The sequence below is a fragment of the Paenibacillus tianjinensis genome (assembly GCF_017086365.1).
Taxonomy (GTDB): domain Bacteria; phylum Bacillota; class Bacilli; order Paenibacillales; family Paenibacillaceae; genus Paenibacillus_AQ; species Paenibacillus_AQ tianjinensis.
In genome coordinates, this window is the sequence record NZ_CP070969.1 from 4,437,876 (window position 1) to 4,454,878 (window position 17,003).

Consider the following 17,003-nt stretch of genomic DNA (forward strand, 5'->3'; position numbering starts at 1 on the left):
ACCTGCGGGGTGATGATGGTATAATGGATACTACTAAATTTCATGTGCCGGCATACACCGGGAGAGGATTTTGCAGATGAAGAATAACCTGGAGGATGAGCTGATTACCAGCTGGTTGTCTCTGACTCATATACAGATGAATGTGGCGAATGAACTTGAAGCGAGGCTGCAGGAGAATTATCAGCTGTCCCTGAAGGAATTCTACCTGCTGCTCTTTCTCTCCGAGGCTCCGGAGAAGAAGCTGAAGCTCCAGCAGCTGGAGGCGATGGTCGGGCTTAGCCAGAGCGCCGTTTCCCGGCTGGTCAGCCGCTTTGAAGCCAAGGGCTGCGGAGCGCTGGAGCGGAAATCCTGCGACGCTGACCGCAGAAGTATCTATACTTCGCTGACTGCCTACGGGCAGAGCAAGGTAGACCGCGCGCGGGTAACCGTGAACGAGGTGCTGGCTGAGGCCTTCCCCCAGAGTGAAACCGCGCAGCTTCTGGAGCAGCTTGCCCGCCCGAAACAGCAATGATCTGCTGCTGACCTGGCAGGATACAAACAAGAACCCGCTGTCCGATTTCTGGGATGGCGGGTTTTCTTGTTATATTTGTTTATCCAGCATATTTGCTTGAGAGCCTATCTGCTGATGCTGCTGGGTATCGGGCTGATGGAGGCTTACGCGGTAAGCTTGGCTGCTGACGGGAACAGCTTGGCTTTTCTGGTTACGAATACGATGTCCCTCACCGTTGTTTCTACCGTCGTTCTCCTGATCCTGCGCTACCATTCACCGTGTGTCCCGAAAAAATAATCCGTACCGCCGTCCCCTTGCCCACCTCAGAGGAAATCTCCACCTCATGCCCCAGCTTGCCGCAGATCTGCTTGACTAGATAAAGGCCCATCCCGGTTGATTCCTGAAAGCTTCGCCCGTTCACACCGGTAAAATACGGATCGAATACCCGCGGCAGGTCACCGGGGGGAATACCTACCCCCTCATCACGCACCTCAAGCGTGACTCTCCCCTGCTCCTCTGCATAACCATGAAAATGTACAAATCTGCCTTCCTCTACTGTATAACGCAGAGCATTGGTGATCAGTTGGGTCAGTACAAAAGTCAGCCATTTCTCGTCAGAAGTAATCGTGATGCCGCTGTCTACGGAAATGGCCGGAAACACCCGTTTGCGGATGAACAGCCGCTTCTGCTCTGAAGTCACACTGCGCACAATGTCTGCAAGTTTCAGCTGCTCTACGTAAAAATCATGCTCAAACGTATCCAGCCGGGCGGTGTAGAGCACCGTATCCAGCCCTTTTTTCAGCCGGTCCAACTCGTCGCCGATTGCGGTGAATGGAGGTCCGTCCTTGTCCTGTATGATCAGATGGATGACCGAGAGCGGTGTCTTCATGCCATGCACCCACTGGTTAATGAAATGGATATGCTCCTCCAGCTTATGGCGGTAGCTGTGCAGATCATTCTGATAGAGCCGGAACTGCTGGGTCAGCAGTGTGCGCAGGCTGTCGGCAAGCGGTGAGCTCTGGGCGGGACCGCCTGATTCATCAAGCGAGCCCGGCAGCGACTGCAGCCGCTCATAGAAGGAGCGGTTGCTAAGATAACGGTAAGCCAGATATCCCAGCAGCAGGCAAGTGCTGAGCAGCCCCGCATACAGGCTCACCTCTACCGCACTTCCGCCGTCCAGGCGGTATATGAGTGTGATGATCAGCAATTGGGCTATGTAGACTATGATCAGCGGCGTCTGTTCCCGCAAAAACAGCTTCATCCTACGCTTCCCCCCAGTCTCCCGTTAACCGGTAGCCTTGACCGCGGACGGTCTGAAGCCCATCCTGGATATCCAGGACGGCCAGCTTTTTGCGTACCCGGGTGACATAGACATTCAGCGTATTATCATCAACAAACGCCTGTTCATCCCAGATTTTCTCCAGCAGCCGGTCGCGTGTGACGATTGTGCCGGCTTTTTGCATGAGTTCATCGAGAATTTTCGCTTCGGTGTGGCTAAGCTCAACCTTTGCGCTGCCGCGTGACAGAACCAGCCGCTCTACATCTAGCATCAGTCCGGAAACGCTCAGGCTGCGCTCATTGCTCCCCGCGGCATAGGAGCCGTAGGCACGGCGGAGATGGCTTTTGATTTTGGCAAAGGCAATTTCATAATCAAACGGCTTCGTAATATAATCATCCGCCCCGTTCTCCAGCGCCATGACCTGATCCATTTTACCGTCACGGGCAGAGATGAACAGAATCGGACAGGTGGAAATCCCGCGGATCTGGCGGCACCAGTAGTAACCGTCGAATTTAGGCAGATTCACATCCAGCAGGACCAGATGCGGCGCATACTGCTCAAACTCCGCTTTTACCGCATCAAAATTGCGCACCGCCTGCGTCTCATAGCCGAACTTATGAAGATAATTCTGAAGCAGGGTTACCAGACCCTGGTCATCCTCAATAATGAATATTTTGAACATAGGAGGCCTCCGGTTGCATCCTTAGCGTAAGCCAAGGGGGTTGCCCATAATATATACAGTCCCTGCAGGCTAGTCAAATATGAGGTATACTCTTTTAGTAGTTTTTTACATAGGAGGATGATTCTTTATGGATAAACGATTAACATTTAATGAGGATGTGGAGAACTACGACAAATGGAGACCCACCTATTGCGAAGAATTATTCGAAGATATTATGGCGTATTCTCAAATTGGGCAGGGTAAAAAGGCACTTGAAATAGGGATTGGAACCGGTCAGGCAACAAGGCCTTTTTTGAACACGGGGTGTGAATTAACGGCAATTGAATTAGGAAAAGACCTCGCAGCGTACTCAAAATTAAAGTTTCAGGAATATAAAAATTTCACGGTATGCAACACTGCCTTTGAGGAATTTGAATATCCGGATGACAGTGTAGATCTAGTTTATTCCGCCACTGCATTTCATTGGATTCCTGAAGCAACAAGTTATCCAAAAGTCTCTAAATTATTGAAAACCAATGGAACACTGGCATTATTCTGGAACCGGCCGTTTGTAGCACGGGAAAATGACGAATTACATCAGAACATTCAAAGCATATATCAAAAATACAGACCTGCTAATACCAAAATAATTGAAAATGACACTGAACGATATAATTACATCTTAAAGACTATTCAAGGTTATGGATTTAGGAATGTTGTGTTTAAGTTATATCATTTAACCAGAAGATTTCCTTCGGCCGACTATATCGCATTATTGAATTCTTATTCAGACCATAGAAGTATGCCATCCGCTGCAAAAGAAGGGTTGGAGGCTGAGATTAAAGAAGCCATTATGAATTTTGGAGATGTACTAAGTGTCTATGATACTATCGACTTGTATTTAGCCAGAAAATGAGTTGTTCCCGTTTCGATTCATTAATAACTCCATATTGCTGTCCTCACAAAGTAAAAAGCCGTCCTTCCGGTTCAATCCGGTAGGAACGGCTGATTAACTTGTTGCAGGCTATCTGCCGTCCAGCAGATTGCCCAGGCCGCCGAGGATGCTGCCCTCTTCCTTGCGTCCAGAATTGCCTGCAGCAGACAGAATGCGGTCTGCCATCCGGCTGAACGGCAGTGACTGCACCCATACCTTGCCCGGTCCGCGCAGGGTGGCGAAGAACAGGCCTTCACCGCCGAACAGCGCTGTTTTTACACCTTTGACGAATTCGATATTGTACTCCACCGATGAAGTCATAGCGACCAGACAGCCGGTATCAAGCTTAATGGTCTCCCCTGGCTGAAGGGTCCGCTCCATTACGTAACCACCGGAATGAACGAAGGAGAGGCCGTCTCCCTCCAGCTTTTGCATAATAAAGCCTTCCCCCCCGAAGAACCCTACGCCCAGCTTGCGCTGGAATTCGATCCCCACAGACACCCCTTTGGCTGCACAGAGGAACGCATCCTTTTGACAGATGATCTTCCCGTTATACTGCTGCAGGTCGAGCGGGATGATTTTGCCCGGATAAGGGGCGGCAAAGGTTACACTCTTCCGTCCATACCCCCCGGTGTGAGTAAAGAGGGTCATAAAAAGGCTTTCTCCAGTCAGTATACGTTTACCCGCGCCCATCAGCTTACCCATCAGCCCGCTCCCACGCTGGGAACCCGAGCCGTCGCCAAAAATTGTCTCCATGGTGATCTCCGGGTCCATCATCATAAAGCTGCCCGCTTCCGCAATTACGCTCTCTCCGGGATCAAGCTGCACCTCTACACACTGAATTTCTTCACCCATAATGACATAATCGATTTCGTGAGCACTCATTCCTGTTTCCTCCTAAGTGTTTGTTGAGTACAGCTCCCAGACTTCCTGCATTTCTATGATGTTTGAATGAGATATATACGTTCAGTGCAGAGGGACGGTTCCTGATTATCAATGAAAAAAGAAACAAAAAGAGGCCTGCCGGAATCTAATCCAGCTGGCCTCTCATCATGGACCCTGTGACACAGGGTTAACTTTGCATTATTCACATCACTGTACCATCGTGCGGCTTGCCCAGCTTCGGTTGAAGCTTCGGCACTTTGCTCAGCTTCGCTCTGCCGAAAGAAGTGGTAAAGGTGATTACATAACCGGCAACTACCACGGCCATCACCGTATACAGCGTCTCCTTAACCGGCATGTAGAAAAGCGACAAGGCCAGAACAATGACATCCATCAGGATGAATACAGTACCTACCTTAATTCCCTTCCATTCACTGATCAGCAGCGATAAGATATCATCACCGCCGCTCGCCCCGCCGCCGCGCAGGACCAATCCCGCTCCTAGACCTGTCAGTACACCGGACAACAACGCCGCAAGCGGCAAGTTATCCTGCAAGTTGATCACCCATCCGGAATAGCGTTCCATCAGTCCATAGAACAGCGTGAAGGCTCCTACGGAGATGAAGGTGTTGACCACGAACGATTTTCCTTTGAATATCACTGCGATTAGAAGTACTGGAATGTCTAAGAGTAGTGTAGATAATGAAGGCGAAATTCCTAAAACGTATTTGCCGAGCAGTGCCAGGCCGACAAACCCGCCCTCGGTCAAATGATTCTGATAATTAATGTGATAATAAGTAAACGCTAATAGCAAAGTTCCGGACAAAATAACGGTGAGTCGTAGCGGCAAACTTGTGCCACTGTTGTGATTCCTCATACAGGTCTCCCCTTATCGTAGATGGCGGCTTAGACGTCACCGGTGCCTCTACGAGGGTCATACCAGAGGAGCTATTCCTTCGCATACAATACTCCCTTCCCTTGTGAGAGGCGGCTTCGTCAATGAACAACGTACGCACATTCTACAGGGAAGCTAAGTATAAGACAGATCATAACGTTTCCAAATCGTCCTTTGGGGAATCGTCCTTCGGGGACACATGGTATCCTGATCCTTTCTCTAATTTAATAAGTTCTGAATAGATTATACCACGCCGCAGGTACTCTCTAAACATTTTTCCAGTAAAATAATTCACGAACTGTGTAAAATCTGCGGCTATTCCTGATTACGCAGCAAACGGTTGACTGTCTCTCGCCGGACGCCGATCAATTGGCCAATTTCTTCCTGTGTTAACAGATCTGTTAGCTGTGCGCCATGCGCATATTCATTCATCCAGCGGGTCAGCAGATCCATCCGCTCAGCCGGCGATCCAACTGTAAGATGATCTACCCGCGTCTGCATAAAACGCACCTTTTCCTGGAGCAGAAGTGCAATCTCCATGACTTTCCCCGGATTCTCACGCAGCTCGCGGTACCATTCCGCAGCCGGAATGACTTCAACCTCGCTTTTCATCATCGCGACAGCTGTTCCATGCGCCTCCTTTGGCGAAATGAGGGAATGGTGGGGAACGGTCTCGCCGGGATACAGAAGGTTAAACAGCACCATATTCCCGTTCTCATGCAGCCTTGTTACTTTAAACAGCCCGCTTTTCACCCGATACAGATAATCGCAGCTGTCTCCCTGTCGGAACAAGGCTTCCCCTTTATGCAGAATCATCTCGCTCTCTCCTTTAGCTTCACTTTATATATATTGGTCATTATACAGAAATACGCCTGAAAAATGCAGCAGACTACAACAAAAAACTGCGGGCAGCAGAAAGGTGTCTGATGTCCCGCAGTTTTTTATTGTGATTAATGAGATTTATTGTTTAGCCTGCAGCGGCTTCTTCCATAGTCCAAAGGCCAGACCGGAGATGACAGAACCGATCAGAACGGCCAGCAGGAACAGCAGCGCATTGCTGGAAAGAGCGGCCACGAAAATCCCGCCGTGCGGTGCAGGGACGTTAATATGCCAAAGCTGAGTGAGTCCACCGGCTACGGCTGAGCCTAAGATACAGGTAGTCAGGACACGCAGCGGATCGGCTGCAGCAAAAGGAATCGCGCCTTCCGTGATAAACGATAATCCAAGCACATAGTTGGTGATACCGGATTTACGTTCGGTTTCCGTGAATTTATTCTTGAACAGCGTAGTTGCCAATGCAATGGCCAGCGGAGGAACCATCCCCCCTGCCATAACAGCTGCCATCATCAATCCGTTCTCATTGCCGCTTGAGGTAAATACCCCGATTGCAAAGGTATATGCTGCTTTATTGAAGGGACCGCCCATATCAATAGCCATCATTCCGCCAAGTATAATTCCCAGAAGGACCATGTTTCCGGTACCCAAATTGTTCAGTGCATCAATGAGTCCTTCGTTGAGCCAGCTGAAGACTGGATCAAACAGGTAGAACATTACGGCGCCTGTAATCAGCAGGGAGAACACCGGGTAGAGCAGAATCGGCTTCAGTCCGTCAAGGGTGCGCGGCAATCCGGCAAAAGCTTTGCGCAGGCCAACGACCACGTAACCAGCGAGGAAACCTGCTGCCAGACCGCCGAGGAAACCAGCGTTGGAATTCAGGGCCATGATACCGCCTACCATCCCTGGCATGAGCGCCGGCCGGTCGCCGATGCTCATCGCGATAAATCCGGCGAGAATCGGGATCAGGAAGTGGAACGCACCGTCTCCGCCGCCGATTGTCTGGAGCAGCTTCACCAGCGGATTGTCAACGCTGGCCACCTGCTCAATCAGGAAGGAGATCGCCAGCAGAATACCTCCGCCGACTACGAACGGGAGCATATGCGAAATACCGTTCATCAGGTCCTTGTAAATTTTACTTCCGATGCTGCCGGACTTTACAGCCGAAGCTTCATCATTGCCGCGTCCTTCACTGCGGTAGATCGGAGCATCGCCCTTTACAGCCTTGCTGATCAGCTCTTCCGGCTTCCGTATGCCGTCGCTGACCGGTCTTTGCAGCACCGGCTTGCCGGCGAAGCGGGCCATTTCAACATTCTTGTCGGCGGCAATAATAACACCGCTGGCCCGGCGGATTTCATCCGCAGTCAGCACATTCTGCGCACCTTCGGAGCCGTTAGTCTCCACACGGATATTAACGCCCATTTCCAGCGCTTTTTTCTTAAGGGCATCCTCTGCCATAAAGGTGTGGGCAATCCCTGTTGGGCAAGCTGTTACTGCGACAACGAAGCTTGAGGAAGCCGGATTACCGGTAATGACCCGCGCAGGAGCTGTTGTAGCAGCTTCTGAAGAAGCATCAGCTTGCTCGTTAGCTTCCTGCTCTGCCTGCTTGGCATCAAACAGGGCAGCAACCTCATCCGGTGTACCTGCATTCATGAGCGCTTCTATGAATTCGCTTTCAATCAGCAACCTGGACAACGAAGCCAAGGTGCGCAGGTGCATATTTCCAGCCCCGTCCGGAACTGCAATCATAAAGAACAGTTTAGCCGGTTCATCATCCAGTGAAGCAAAATTGACACCGGCGCGGCTCTTGGCGAACACTACGGTTGCTTCATTGACCGCCTTTGTCTTGGCATGAGGCATTGCAATCCCTCCGCCGATCCCCGTGCTGGACTGGGCTTCACGCGCCAGAATCTTTTCTTTTAACAGCTTCGTGTCATTGATCCGTCCGTTGGCTGCAAGACTGGCGATCAGTTCATCAATCGCCGCTTCCTTCGTTGTAGCCTGCAGGTTCATGATCATTGTATCTTTTATTAACAGGTCTGTAATTCTCATGTTTATCAGCTCCCTATCTTCCTATGAATGCCACTTGCTTATAACTGTGTAATTTGAATCTGCGGCCGAAGCTGCTCAATAAGCTCCCCGTCCGCTAAGTCATCAGAGAATGCAGTCGCACTTCCCGATGCAACACCTGTGCGGAATGCCTCCAGCACATTCCCCGTCTTGGACAACGTACCCACGAACCCGGCAATCATCGAATCCCCAGCGCCTACAGAATTCTTCACCTTTCCTGCCGGCGCGTTCGCATAAAACACCCCCTGCTCTGAAATGAACAGCGCTCCTTCACCTGCCATGGATACAAGCACATGCTGCGCACCCGATTCCAGCAGCTTACGTCCGTAAGTGATAATTTCCGCTCTGGTGCTGATCGTCACGCCAAACAATTCGGCAAGTTCATGATGATTCGGCTTGACGAGCAGCGGACCATGGATAAGCGCCTGCTTCAAGGCCTGACCGGTCGTATCGATGACGAAATCCGCCCCCTGCTCCTTGCATACTCCGATCAGCTTGTTATAAAAGCTCTCGCCAAGCGACGGGGGAATGCTCCCGGACATGATAACGATATCTCCGGACTTGAGATTATAAAGCTTGTTCATCAGTGCATCGGCTTCTTCCATACTGATGTCCGGTCCGGCTCCGTTGATCTCGGTTTCTTCGCCGGATTTCAGCTTGATATTGATCCGGGTGTCGCCACAGGCCGGAACAAAATCGCTGGAAGTGCCTTCTTTCTGCAGCCAGTCCTCAATGAACTGTCCGGTGAACCCGCCAAGGAAGCCGGTCGCCGTATTTCTAACTTTGAGCTGATTCAGCACGCGCGACACATTGATCCCTTTGCCGCCCGGCAGTTTCAGATCACGTGTCATTCGGTTTAAGCTGCCGAGCCTCAAATCTTCAACTTCCACGATATAGTCAATGGAAGGATTGAGTGTCACTGTATATATCATTTTCATCCCTCATTATTGTGGTTTACTTGATCTCAGACGATGGTAAAGTCTACATCCAGTGCTTCGAGCCCGCGGATAAAGCTGTCCGGCGTGTCCGAATCCAGGATGAGATGATCGATATCCTGCAGGTCAGCCACTTTGCAAAAGGAGACCTGCCCGATCTTACTGTGATCCGCCAGCAGAATGGCCTGCTTGGCAACGGCAATCATTTTGCGCTTCGTGGCCGCCTCCAGCATATTCGGGGTGGAAATCCCGTCGTGCAGATCAAGTCCATTCGTACCGAGAAAGGCTTTATCCACCCGTACCATCTCCAGGGAACGTTCCGTCATCGGGCCTACAAAAGCCATTGTATCCGGCCGCAGCATGCCCCCGGTAATCGACACTTCGATATTCCGGCAATCCTTCAGCTCGTTCAGCGCCATAATCGAATTGGTAATGACCTTAAGATTAGAGAAGCCCTTCAGCATCTTGGCAATCTGCAGGGTCGTCGTTCCTCCGTCCAGCAGGATCGCGTCTCCTTCCTGAATCAGCTCGACCGCCTTGCGGGCTATCCGCAGCTTCTCCTCCTGGAACCGGTCTTCCTTGTCCGGAAATGCGGCCTCAAAGTTAACACTCTGCAGCGAAACTGCTCCGCCGTGTGTCCGCTTCAGCAGCCTTGCTTCCTCCAGCTCCTTCAGATCCCTGCGGACCGTCGATTCCGAGACGCCAAGCTGCTGGCTGAGCTCCTGCACGGATGCTCTCGTCTGCTGCTCCACGAACTGCACAATGCTGCGTTTTCTTTCCTCTTCAAACAGCACATCCATCACTCCTTGGATGCAGTGCGCGGGCTTATATTCCGCCAGCCATGCATCATCTATGCTTACTATTGATAATTTTGCTCATTTGCTTGGATCACCATGCTCGTTATTGATCATTTGTGCTCATTTATGATTTTAACAGCGTTTTCAAGGTCTGTAAAGCGCTTTTTTAATCACAAATGCGCATCCGGCTCTTCGCTGGAAATATCCTCCTGATTGCCTATCTCATCTATGTAGACAATGACATATTTTATAATACATATGGCGAAAAGCGGGTGAACAGGAAATGGCCTATAACAATAACGGGAACGGCAGCAGCAAGAGCAATAGCAAAAGCAGCAGTAGCTCCGCCAGCAACGGAAATCCGGTTGAAGCTGCAGAGCTGACAGCTGACGATTATGAGATTATTGCTGCCGGACTTTCCGTTCTGGGAGAATTCTTCGCTTTCTTAGCACTCGTCAAGGCAAAAGAAGTCAATAAGGAAACCGGGGGACAGGTAGATCTGGCGCCGGATCTGTTTATTCAATCACGAAAAAAGGCGATGAAACGGAAATCCCGTCCACCGCGCTGATGTTTTTTATAGGCAGCTGTACTCCCTCAAAAGCCTGTTATACGGACTCCAATGGAAGGGTCTGGTGCTGCTCCAGGATTTCACTAACCTGCTTGCGCTGATCCTCCGGAACATTCACGATGACCAGAATATGCTCCTGTTCAGCATGCTCCGCATACCGTGCGGCATCCTGCTTAGGAATTCCTATACTAATCAGGCTGACGATAAGGCCATCACCTTCCAGGTCAGCCCCTGCCAGCTTGCGCGCAGCCGGTCCTGCGGCCACAGCGGTATCATCGATCATGTCCAGCCCCACCCCAATCTCCCGGGCGGTTCCGAACAAGCCCGAATTCCCATTTCCGCTCTCCGTTTTTCCAATACCGGTATCCTGGCTGATGATCTCCAGCGTATTCTTCTGTTTCGTGACGGCTGAGATCTGCTTCGCTTTAATTCCACTTTTACGCAAGGACTCGATAGCAAGCGCAGCATCGCTCCTGTGCCCGAATATCCCAATAACCAGTGTAGTCATCTGCAATCCCCTCCTATTATTGCGATATTAACCGCCTATTTTACCGCTTAAACCTGGACAGGGGGGGTATTGGATGCATCACCCGGCTGAATCAATCACTAGCAATTCGGTTATAAAGATAGAATCGGGATTATGTTACTAGACATCCATGATCCTAACGGATACATAATGTGTTATTAGAAATAGGAGGTGCTGCTATGCTGCAAAGTAAGTATTTTCGGACCTGTCTGTCCATTATCGCCTTCTTAACGATTCTCTATCTGGGCTCCAAGGTATTTTTTCTGTTTAATCCTGTGCTGGCGATTCTAAATCTGCTGCTGGTGCCAATGATGCTGTCTGGGTTCATGTATTATCTGCTGAGGCCTCTAGTAAAGTTTCTGGAGAAGCATAATCTGAACCGGGCACTGTCTATTCTGTTAATCTATCTCGTGTTCATCGGCCTGTTCGTGCTCTTCTGGATCCTCGTCTGGCCAACGCTGCGCGAGCAGTTCCAGAATTTTATCGATAATATGCCTTACCTTGTCCAAGGAATACAAGATCAATTCACCAAGCTGCAGAGCGATCCTACCTTCTCGCGCTTTTTCAAAGGGGATACCGATCTTTCGGTGAGAGTCTCCGAGTATTTGAGCAATGGCGTCACTTGGGTAACCAACTCCATGTCCAATCTTATCGGCGTCATCTCCAGCATTGTCGTTATTATAGCCACGCTGCCGGTCATCCTGTATTACATGCTCAAGGACGGGCATAAGCTTTCGCCGATTCTGCAAAGTCTGATTCCACGGAAATACCGCAAGGAGGGCCAGGTTATTCTGGAGGATATTGACAGTGCGCTGAGCGGTTTTATCGTTACCCGTGTGCTGCTGAATGTTGTCCTGGGCATCATGCTGTATATCGGTTTTTTAATTATCGGATTGCCCTATTCACTGCTGCTTGCAGTCATCTCTATACCGCTTAACTTCATTCCATATGTCGGTTCGCTGCTTGCCGCTGTTCCGGTGGTTATCGTCGGATTCATCGAATCTCCATCAATGGCGATCTGGTCGCTCGTTATTATAGTCATTGCCCAGCAAATTCAGGATAATGTACTCTCTCCGATCATTTACGGTAAATCGCTGGATGTGCATCCGCTAACCACTGTTGTCCTTGTGCTGGTGGGTGGAGACTTCTTCGGGATTATCGGGGTATTGATTGCTCTGCCGGTCTACATGATTGCCAAAATCATCTTTTTGCGGATCTACGAGATTGTCATTGCAGAAAGGGTGGAGGAAATTCAAATCACCCCAGAGGAGAAGCTATAGGAAAAATAAAAAAGGCAGTGCCGCTCCTTCCGGAGGGCACGGCCTTTTGTTAGTGGATCTGCTTAGCCGCGCAGGGAACGGACCACAAATAGATGTGAGCCTTTCATCAGGTTCTGTCCGTCCTGGAGGGTAACCGAGCCTTTGGTATGCGAGATGATGATCGAATTATACGCGATCAGCTGATCCCCCCTCCAGACGGTTACCGCTGATTTAAAATAAACTGCGTTGTCAAACTGCTGCCGTTCTCTCATGACGTATCCGACGGAGTGTAGAACCGGGGGCAAAGCTCTCTCTTTGGGAGCGAGTGCCTTTATGAACACAATGTCACGAAAAGGTACAGCAATTTCCTGATGGCCGATAACGGCCACCGAAGCCGCAGGGTCCCATTTGCGCAGCACGCCCTTCATGATCGTATACGGCGGTTCGCCGCAATACATAATGACAGGTCTGCCTACCCAATGCTTCATTGCTCCACCCCCTTCGCTGTGTCCTAGCTACCTATACATTCGGTATGGACCAATCTATTCCTTTCAAACCATGTGACTCCAAATATTGATTGGCCTGTAAAAAAGGCCGGCTGCCTAAAAATCCGCGATGTGCGGAGAACGGACTAGGATGCGGAGACTGAATGATTTTATGACGGCTCCGGTCAATGTTGGCCCCTTTTTGCTGGGCATGGCTGCCCCAGAGGATAAACACGACCGGCTCTGTCCGTTCATTCAGCTTCTCCATAATGGCACCGGTAAATGTCTCCCAGCCCAGTCCTTTATGAGAATTGGGTTGTCCTTCACGTACAGTTAAGACTGTATTGAGCATCAGCACGCCTTCTTCGGCCCAATGCAGCAATGAGCCATGATTCGGAACGGTTACACCGGTATCGTTATGCAGTTCCTGATATATATTGCGCAGTGAAGGCGGAATCCGCACCCCGGGCTTCACTGAAAAGCTTAACCCGTGAGCCTGGCCCGCTCCGTGATAGGGGTCCTGTCCCAATATAACGACCCGCGTCTTGCTGTAAGGCGTCAGCTTGAGTGCCGAGAACAGCAAATCCTTCGGCGGGTAAACCGTATATTGTTCGTACTCCGTATCTAACGCATTAAGCAGCTCCTGAAAATAGGGTTTCTCAGTTTCCTGCTGCAGCACCTCATCCCAATCGTTGCCGAACATCCCCGATCTCCTCCCGCTTCTTTGCTGATATTCATCTATATGTTTTATTACCCAGTATTGCGGGTACTATTTCCGCCCGTAATCCGCCTTGATTTCGCCCCACTCCTTGGTCTGCCATTTCAGGACCTTATTATCATAGGTATTCGTCCGCAGCCAGTTCTCGGCCCGGTCGATCAGCGTCCAGATCTCCTCTGTTGAAGCATCCCGCGCCAGCGTTGTGGCCACCTTCTTCTGCTTGACCCATTTCATGGCATTGACGGAATCGCTGTAAACGGTTTTGCTGCTGCCTTCTTTTTTCAACAGCGCCAGTGCGTGGACGATCGCCAGGAACTCTCCAAGATTGTTCGTGCCTTTCTTAATCGGGCCGCAGGAGAAGATAATATCCCCGGTCTGGGTATCCACGCCCTTATATTCAACCGGACCCGGGTTGCCCCGGGTACCGACATCCACAGAGATACTGTCGTAATCAATCTCTGCCGATGTCGGAACGGAAGCGCTCCGGCTCCACGAGCTTGCCGGTTTGCCCTTAGCACCGCCGGATGCTGCAGCACCGGTTCCCCAATTGCCTTTCCAGCCTGCCTTGTAGGCGGTATCGGCTGCTGCCTTAGACTCATAGGACTTGTATTTAGCCCCTGTGTAATGATCGGTCTGGGCCTGGCATTCTGCCCAAGTGCTATATACACCCGGCTGCTTGCCTTCCCATACTACATAATATTTCTGTTTTGCCATCGTTACTGCACCCCCTGCCGCCAAAAATTCATCAGAAGAATATTGTAATCGAAACCGCGTCCAGATTGAAGTGCATTTATTGGGACTGCCTGCAGCCCGGAGGAAAGCCGGATAATTAATTATGGTAGGGCTCATACTATGGCGGGCTGTTCAATCCAGCACCTTGAGCGCAGTATCGATGATATTCTGCAGTTTGCCCCGATCCTGTGTTGTTTTGACCATAACCCGCAAGCCTACCAGCACGTTGTGAAGATAAGCTGCCATATCAGCCGGTTCATAGCTGCGCTGAAGCTCTCCGCTCTCCTGTCCTTGCCACAGCAAACGCTCGAAGAGCCGCTCGGTGTACAGAAAGGCCTCATTCACTTTGGCTGCCGCGTCCGGATCCAGATTGGACAGCTCCACCGCAGTATTGACGAGCAGGCACCCTTTCGGTTCAATCTCTTCCCGGAGTATGGCCATTTCAAACAACAGCCGGATAGCCTCCTTCGCGGAGGACAGCCCTTCCACCCGGTTCTCCATCTTGGAAGAAAAGATTTCCGCATAACGGTCAATCACTTTCATATATAAAGTATGCTTATCGCCAAAGGTATCGTACATGCTTCGTTTATGGATCCCCATACCGGAAACCAGGTCCTGCATGGAGGTCTTCTCATAACCTTGCTGCCAGAAGATCGTCATTGCCTTTCCGAGTACGTTGTCAACATCAAACTCCTTGCTTCTAGCCATAATCATGCTCCTTTCTGGTGCTATTTTACCATTTATAGAACGTTCGGTAAATATTACTCATAATCGTGAACTTCATCACTTCAACACAACTTTGTCCACAAGAAATGAGGTGCAGCGATGCATTCGCCAGTACGCCGGCTGCTTCTATGGATCCTGCTGTCTTTAGTGCTCATTCTCTTGTCATGCAGCAGACAGGCAGCAGAGCAAAATCCGGTATTCCGGATTCAGTCCGGCCAGAATATAAAACTTCTCACGACAACAGATACACATTATTTATCCCCTGGATTAACGGATAACGGCCCGGCTTTCAGCCGTTTTCTGGCTGCCGGGGACGGTAAACAGGTCACCTACAGCGACGAAACCCTGAATGCCCTGGAATACGATATCGGACTTCAGCAGCCGGCGGCAGTCATTATCAGCGGAGACCTGACCTTTAACGGGGAAAAAGCCAGCCATCATGAATTAGCCAAACACCTGCAGTCTGTTGAGCAGCGCACCGGTACGCAGGTCTATGTGATTCCCGGTAATCACGATGTGCAGAACCCTTGGGCCCGGAGCTTCGAAGGAGAGCGGCAAATCCCTGCAGACTCCGTCTCCCCCAAAGCATTCCGCAGCATTTACGGCGCTTTCGGTTATGATGAAGCGGTGTTATCGGATAAAGATTCGCTTAGTTACCTGGCTGCCCCTTCGGATGACCTGTGGCTCCTGATGCTCGATTCCAGCCAATACCGGAGTAATAAAAAACTGGGCCACCCTCAGCTGGACGGTCAGCTGTCTGCCTCCACGCTGAAATGGATCGATAAATGCGGCAGGCTTGCGGCAGACAACGGGGCCCGTATCATTGCAGTCATGCATCACAGCCTGCTGGATCACAGTGATTTCATTCAGGAAGGCTTCACGATTAATGACAATAATCAGGTCATCCAAAGGCTTGTCCGAAGCGGCATTACCACCGTGTTCAGCGGACACATCCATATCCAGGATATCCGCAAGCACAGTGCAAAAGGTACGGAAATCTATGATATTGCTGAAAGCGCGCTCTCCGTCTACCCGTATCAATATGGAGTTCTAAACTATTCTCCCGCAAGTCAGACGCTAGATTATAGTACTTCCAGCCTGAACGTGGAGCTGTGGGCAAAAGCAGCAGGAAGCACAGATTCAAATCTGCTTCACTTCAATACTTACAGCGAAGAGGCATTCCGGAAGCTGTCCGCTGACCGGAGCTACGTGCGTTTATCACAGGACAGCAGGTATGCCAACTATACGTCCACCCAGCTCCAAACCATGGCTGACGTTGTCGGAAAGCTTAATAAAATTTATTTTGCCGGGATAGCGGATTCGAATCATGCAGCCGTTCTTGCCTCGGAAGGATACAATCTCTGGCAAGACGCACCTGCAAGTAGATTACGGAGTTATGTTATGGGCATGGCACAGCTGGAACAACAAGATAATCATCACCTGCAAGTAAAATTAACCGGACGGTAGGGTGTAGCGTGAATTACGTTTAAGTAGGGTCGAGCAGAATAATTCAATAGGCTCAAAGGAGGATAACAAATCAATGTTCAAGCGCATGGATGAAATCATGATTGAGATCCCCGATGTCGAGAAGCCGGACCCGAATGCTGAGCAGCCGTACAGGAGCTTTTAGGCGGGAAGTTCGGAGAAATGTCCACCCTCAACAATTATCTGTACCAGTCCTTTAATTTCCGCTCCAAAGAAAAGCTGAAGCCTTTCTACGATCTGGTGATGAGTATTACCGCTGAGGAGCTGGGCATGTGGAACTGAAATGACCGATCATCCGGCTGCCCGCGCGGTCGTCGGCTTCCTGCTGGTCCGCGCGTCCATGTTGTCGCTTACGCCAAGGCGCTGGAAATCGCTACAGGCGTGAATATGACCAAGCTGGTGCCGGTTCCGTCATTAAGCAATAAATCCTTCACCGAAGCCAGGAAATACGAGAAAAAAGGCGTTCATACGAAGCTATACACCTGGAGTGACCAGGATTTCAGCTCCATTGACCAGATCTGGAAAGGCACACATCCTGAGGACGGGCTTCCGCTTGAAGTTATCGCCGGCGCACCAAAGGGCGTACCGATTCCTGAAGCCCCGGAATCCAAAGAAGAGTTCGCACCCGGCATTTCTGCCGAGGACTTTAAGGAAATAGCCAAACGGCTTAAAATGGCCGGTAACATTACGGACTAGCTTATATAAAGCAAAAGGGCACCTGCCTGTG

At 50.5% G+C, this 17,003-nt stretch carries 19 protein-coding genes and 1 pseudogene; 7 read left to right on the forward strand and 13 right to left on the reverse strand.

What is annotated here, in order from left to right; genetic code table 11:
- Positions 1-76: 76 nt before the first annotated feature.
- Both JRJ22_RS20745 and JRJ22_RS20750 read left to right on the forward strand, forming a co-directional pair.
- Positions 77-511: a MarR family winged helix-turn-helix transcriptional regulator gene (locus tag JRJ22_RS20745; RefSeq protein ID WP_206101301.1), complete on the forward strand. Its 435-nt coding sequence runs from the start codon at positions 77-79 to the stop codon at positions 509-511.
- 66 nt (positions 512-577) lie between these two features.
- A complete protein-coding gene (locus JRJ22_RS20750; RefSeq protein ID WP_206101302.1) occupies positions 578-787 on the forward strand; it encodes a hypothetical protein in 210 nt (69 codons plus the stop codon).
- Here JRJ22_RS20750 and JRJ22_RS20755 read toward each other — a convergent pair.
- Positions 732-1,751, reverse strand: a complete 1,020-nt coding sequence (locus JRJ22_RS20755) for a sensor histidine kinase (RefSeq protein WP_206101303.1) — start codon at positions 1,749-1,751, stop codon at positions 732-734. The genes JRJ22_RS20750 and JRJ22_RS20755 overlap by 56 nt on opposite strands.
- Position 1,752: 1 nt before the next feature.
- Positions 1,753-2,451, reverse strand: coding sequence for a response regulator transcription factor (locus JRJ22_RS20760; RefSeq protein WP_206101304.1), 699 nt, complete (start codon positions 2,449-2,451; stop codon positions 1,753-1,755).
- Positions 2,452-2,578: 127 nt separating this feature from the next.
- Between JRJ22_RS20760 and JRJ22_RS20765 the strand changes: the two genes are divergently transcribed.
- Positions 2,579-3,346, forward strand: a complete 768-nt coding sequence (locus JRJ22_RS20765) for a class I SAM-dependent methyltransferase (RefSeq protein WP_206101305.1) — start codon at positions 2,579-2,581, stop codon at positions 3,344-3,346.
- Between the two features lie 108 nt (positions 3,347-3,454).
- Here JRJ22_RS20765 and JRJ22_RS20770 read toward each other — a convergent pair whose 3' ends face one another.
- From JRJ22_RS20770 to JRJ22_RS20795, 6 genes are all read right to left on the reverse strand, one after another.
- Positions 3,455-4,249 carry a TIGR00266 family protein gene (locus JRJ22_RS20770; protein ID WP_206101306.1) on the reverse strand — a complete coding sequence of 265 codons (795 nt, stop codon included), beginning with the start codon at positions 4,247-4,249 and terminating at the stop codon, positions 3,455-3,457.
- A 202-nt stretch (positions 4,250-4,451) separates the two neighbouring features.
- Entirely contained in the window at positions 4,452-5,123 is a 672-nt protein-coding gene (locus JRJ22_RS20775) for a YitT family protein (protein WP_206101307.1), read from the reverse strand.
- Positions 5,124-5,456: 333 nt separating this feature from the next.
- Complete coding sequence (locus tag JRJ22_RS20780) at positions 5,457-5,957, reverse strand: Crp/Fnr family transcriptional regulator (RefSeq protein ID WP_206101308.1); 501 nt, start codon at positions 5,955-5,957, stop codon at positions 5,457-5,459.
- Positions 5,958-6,101: 144 nt separating this feature from the next.
- On the reverse strand, positions 6,102-8,027 hold the full coding sequence (locus JRJ22_RS20785; RefSeq protein ID WP_206101309.1) for a PTS fructose transporter subunit IIABC: 1,926 nt from the start codon (positions 8,025-8,027) through the stop codon (positions 6,102-6,104).
- Between the two features lie 38 nt (positions 8,028-8,065).
- Positions 8,066-8,977, reverse strand: coding sequence for a 1-phosphofructokinase (gene pfkB, locus JRJ22_RS20790; protein ID WP_206101310.1), 912 nt, complete (start codon positions 8,975-8,977; stop codon positions 8,066-8,068).
- Between the two features lie 32 nt (positions 8,978-9,009).
- Positions 9,010-9,780 (reverse strand): DeoR/GlpR family DNA-binding transcription regulator, encoded by a 771-nt coding sequence (locus tag JRJ22_RS20795; protein WP_232381208.1) that lies wholly within the window; start codon positions 9,778-9,780, stop codon positions 9,010-9,012.
- Between the two features lie 280 nt (positions 9,781-10,060).
- Here JRJ22_RS20795 and JRJ22_RS20800 point away from each other — a divergent pair, with 280 nt between their 5' ends.
- On the forward strand, positions 10,061-10,345 hold the full coding sequence (locus JRJ22_RS20800; protein ID WP_206105361.1) for a hypothetical protein: 285 nt from the start codon (positions 10,061-10,063) through the stop codon (positions 10,343-10,345).
- A 37-nt stretch (positions 10,346-10,382) separates the two neighbouring features.
- Here the strand turns inward: JRJ22_RS20800 and JRJ22_RS20805 are convergent, their stop codons facing one another.
- Complete coding sequence (locus JRJ22_RS20805; protein WP_206101311.1) at positions 10,383-10,853, reverse strand: general stress protein; 471 nt, start codon at positions 10,851-10,853, stop codon at positions 10,383-10,385.
- Positions 10,854-11,050: 197 nt separating this feature from the next.
- On the opposite strand from JRJ22_RS20805, the gene JRJ22_RS20810 reads away from it, so the two are divergent.
- Positions 11,051-12,151 (forward strand): AI-2E family transporter, encoded by a 1,101-nt coding sequence (locus tag JRJ22_RS20810; protein WP_206101312.1) that lies wholly within the window; start codon positions 11,051-11,053, stop codon positions 12,149-12,151.
- A 62-nt stretch (positions 12,152-12,213) separates the two neighbouring features.
- Here JRJ22_RS20810 and JRJ22_RS20815 read toward each other — a convergent pair whose 3' ends face one another.
- The 4 genes from JRJ22_RS20815 to JRJ22_RS20830 form a co-directional block, all read right to left on the reverse strand.
- Positions 12,214-12,618 (reverse strand): hypothetical protein, encoded by a 405-nt coding sequence (locus JRJ22_RS20815; RefSeq protein WP_206101313.1) that lies wholly within the window; start codon positions 12,616-12,618, stop codon positions 12,214-12,216.
- A gap of 31 nt (positions 12,619-12,649) precedes the next feature.
- Positions 12,650-13,318 (reverse strand): uracil-DNA glycosylase, encoded by a 669-nt coding sequence (locus tag JRJ22_RS20820; protein WP_206101314.1) that lies wholly within the window; start codon positions 13,316-13,318, stop codon positions 12,650-12,652.
- Positions 13,319-13,384: 66 nt separating this feature from the next.
- Positions 13,385-14,047, reverse strand: coding sequence for a ribonuclease H (gene rnhA, locus JRJ22_RS20825; RefSeq protein WP_206101315.1), 663 nt, complete (start codon positions 14,045-14,047; stop codon positions 13,385-13,387).
- 150 nt (positions 14,048-14,197) lie between these two features.
- Positions 14,198-14,773: a TetR/AcrR family transcriptional regulator gene (locus JRJ22_RS20830; RefSeq protein WP_206101316.1), complete on the reverse strand. Its 576-nt coding sequence runs from the start codon at positions 14,771-14,773 to the stop codon at positions 14,198-14,200.
- 117 nt (positions 14,774-14,890) lie between these two features.
- Here JRJ22_RS20830 and JRJ22_RS20835 point away from each other — a divergent pair, with 117 nt between their 5' ends.
- Positions 14,891-16,258, forward strand: coding sequence for a metallophosphoesterase (locus JRJ22_RS20835; protein WP_206101317.1), 1,368 nt, complete (start codon positions 14,891-14,893; stop codon positions 16,256-16,258).
- A 73-nt stretch (positions 16,259-16,331) separates the two neighbouring features.
- Positions 16,332-16,972, forward strand: a pseudogene (locus tag JRJ22_RS20840) (manganese catalase family protein).
- Positions 16,973-17,003: the final 31 nt, after the last annotated feature.